Source organism: Variovorax sp. YR634, from assembly GCF_900106655.1.
In the GTDB taxonomy this organism is placed as follows: Bacteria; Pseudomonadota; Gammaproteobacteria; order Burkholderiales; family Burkholderiaceae_C; genus Variovorax.
The window spans coordinates 1-3025 of sequence record NZ_FNOL01000053.1; the positions used below are offsets into that span (position 1 = coordinate 1).

The 3025-nt window shown below is 68.4% G+C and carries 2 protein-coding genes; both read left to right on the forward strand.

Annotated elements, in window-relative coordinates; all coding sequences use genetic code 11:
* Positions 1 to 2034, forward strand: a 2034-nt coding sequence (locus BLV60_RS33770) for a DUF4118 domain-containing protein (RefSeq protein ID WP_093060145.1), incomplete at its 5' end; no start/stop codon positions are given.
* 5 nt (positions 2035 to 2039) lie between these two features.
* Positions 2040 to 2732 carry a two-component system response regulator KdpE gene (kdpE, locus tag BLV60_RS33775; RefSeq protein WP_093060147.1) on the forward strand — a complete coding sequence of 231 codons (693 nt, stop codon included), beginning with the start codon at positions 2040 to 2042 and terminating at the stop codon, positions 2730 to 2732.
* Positions 2733 to 3025 lie beyond the last annotated feature (293 nt).

Consider the following 3025-nt stretch of genomic DNA (forward strand, 5'->3'; position numbering starts at 1 on the left):
CGCGGCTGGCGCGTGGAGCAATCGGGCGCTGGCGGCAACGGGCAGGGCCGCGAGCTGCAGGCCTGGAACACCTCGGGCGCGATCCTCGCCTGCGTGGGCCCGCATGAAGGCGCGGCGCAGACGGTGCGCACTGCGGCGCGTCTCGCGGGTCAACTGAATGTGCGCTGGCATGCGGTGTATGTCGAAACGCCCAGGCTGCAGCGGCTGGCCGCGGCGGAGCGCGATCGCATCCTCGCGGTGCTCAAACTGGCCGAGGAACTGGGCGCGGTGACTGCGGTGCTGACTGGCGTCGACGTCGCGGTGGAACTTGCCGGGCAAGCCCAGCGGCTCAACTGCGCAACGCTGGTCGTGGGGCGTGCCGAACCGGCCGAAGGCTGGCTGCGATGGTGGCCTTCGGCCGCGCTGACGCGTGAGCTCGCCCGCCACGCTCCAGGCCTCGACATCGTCGAGGTCGCGCGAGCCGAAAGCTCCCGGCGCATTGCGCATGGGCGCCCCGGCCGGCTTGCCGACGACAACGTGGAAGACACGGACCGGCCACGGGCGCGATGGCCCGGCTACGCCTTTACCGCGGCGATCAGCGTGGGCATCACGCTGGTTGCCATGCCGCTGTCGAATGTGCTGGAGCTGACCAACATCGTGATGCTGTTCCTGCTCGGCGTGATCGGTTCGGCGCTGCGTTTCGGGCGTGGACCGGCGGCTTTCGCCGCGCTGCTCAATGTTGCGGCGTTCGACTATTTCTTCGTGCCGCCGCGGCTGTCCTTCAGCGTCAGCGACGTGCAGTACGTCCTGACCTTCGTCGTCATGCTCGGCGTTGGCCTGCTGGTGGGACAGCTCACGGCCGGGCTGCGCTTCGCGGCCGGCGTGTCCGCCAGCCGCGAGCGACGGGCGCAATCGCTGTTCGAACTCACGCGCGAGCTGTCGGCTGCGCTCGAGAGCACGCAGGTCGTCGAGCTCGGAGCAGCGGCGGTCGAAGGCCATTTCGGCGGCCGTGCGCTGGTGCTGGTGACGGACGCGAACGACCGTCTCGTGATGCCGTCGCAGGCACCCAAGGGATTCGACGCCTCCGTCGCCGATTGGTCGTTTCGCCAGGGCCAGCCGGCCGGACTCGCAACCGCCACGCTGGCGGCACAACCTTGGCACTACGTGCCGCTGCAGGCGCCGATGCGCATTCGCGGCGTGCTCGCGCTGTCGCCGGCGCAGCCGCGCTGGCTGCTGATTCCCGAGCAGGCGCAGCAACTCGAGACGCTGGCGCGGCAGATCGCCATCGCGCTGGAGCGCGTGCATTACGTCGAGGTGGCCCAGCAGGCGGTGGTCGAAATGGAATCGGAGCGCCTGCGCAACGCCTTGCTCGGAGCGATTTCACACGATGTGCGCACCCCGCTCACAGCGTTGATCGCACTGGCCGAGTCGCTGCAGAACCTGCCGTCCGACGAGCACGTGGAGGCCGCTCGCGCAATCGTCTCGCAGGCACACCAGCTCCACGCGCTGGTCAGCAATCTGCTGGACATGGCGCGCCTCGAAAGCGGCATTGCCGGCGGCCCGGTGAACCTGCGGCGCGACTGGCAGTCGGTGGAAGAAGTCCTCGGGTCGGCGATCCGGGCGGCCGAACCGGCGCTGGGCGGCGTGCATGTGCAGACGGTGCTGCCGGTCGACCTGCCGCTCGTCGAGTTCGATGCCGTGCTCATCGAACGCGTGCTCGTCAACCTGCTGGAGAACGCCGCGAAATACGGCGCGCCGCCGATCGTGGCGAGCGGCTCCGTCACCGACGCCGCCCTGGTGCTCACGGTGCGCGACCACGGGCCCGGCCTGCCCGACGTCGTGAAGGGCCATGAGCAGACGCTGTTCGACAAGTTCACGCGCGGGCAGGCGGAATCGGCCACGCCCGGCGTCGGCCTGGGTCTTGCCATCTGCAAGGCCGTGGTCAATGCACACGGCGGAGACGTGACTGCCTCGAACGCGCAGGACGGTGGCGCCGAGTTCGTCGTGACATTGCCGCGGCGGGCCCCGCCGGTATCCATGGAAGCCCAGCTCTGAAGAACATGTCCTCACACACAGCCGTTGTCATTGAAGACGAGCCGCAGATCCGGCGGTTCGTGCGCGGTGCGCTCGAAACCGAAGGCTGGCAGGTGCACGAGGCCGGCACGCTGCGCGAAGGCCTGACGGCCGCAGGAACCCGCAGGCCCGACCTGCTCGTTCTGGACCTCGGATTGCCGGACGGCGACGGCGTATCGCTCATCCTCGATGTTCGCCGCTGGTCCGCCGTGCCGATCATCGTGCTGTCGGCACGCGCCAGCGAGGCCGACAAGATCACCGCGCTGGATGCCGGCGCCGACGACTATCTGACCAAGCCCTTCGGCGCCGGCGAGTTGCTGGCGCGCGTGCGGGCCACGCTGCGCCGGCCGCGCCCGATCAGCGGTGCGGAGGAGGCCGAAGCCGTCTTTCGCTTCGGCGAGGTGGAGGTCGACCACGTTGCCCGGGTGGTGCGGCGCGCCGGTGTCGAAGTGCACCTCACGCCAACGGAATATCGCCTCCTGTCGGTGTTGATTGCCAACGTGGGGCGCGTGCTGACGCAACGCCAGTTGCTGATCACCGTGTGGGGGCCGGCGCAGACGGAGCAGAACCACTATCTGCGCATCTACATGGGGCATCTGCGCCAGAAACTGGAAGTCGACCCTGCGCAGCCGCGCCATCTGCTGACCGAGACGGCGGTGGGCTACAGGCTGTCCGTCTGACCAGGTCCGGCAGCGCCGGAGCATGAAGCCGCGATGAAATCTTTATGCGCGCGGCGCTACTTTTTACAAGGCTTTTATGAGGCGGCTTCTAGGCTATGCGCTTCCGTTTTTTTAACTATTGCCTCATGAAAAAAATCCCCAGCAGGGCCGCTTCCACCACCGCAGTCAAGCACGCGCTCGTGTTGATCACCGCATTCGCCGCTTCGGGCGCAGCCCTGGCGCAGACAGCAACGACGGATGCCGCAGCAGCACCGGCAGCCGCTCCCGCCCCGAATCTCACGGGCAACGTGTCC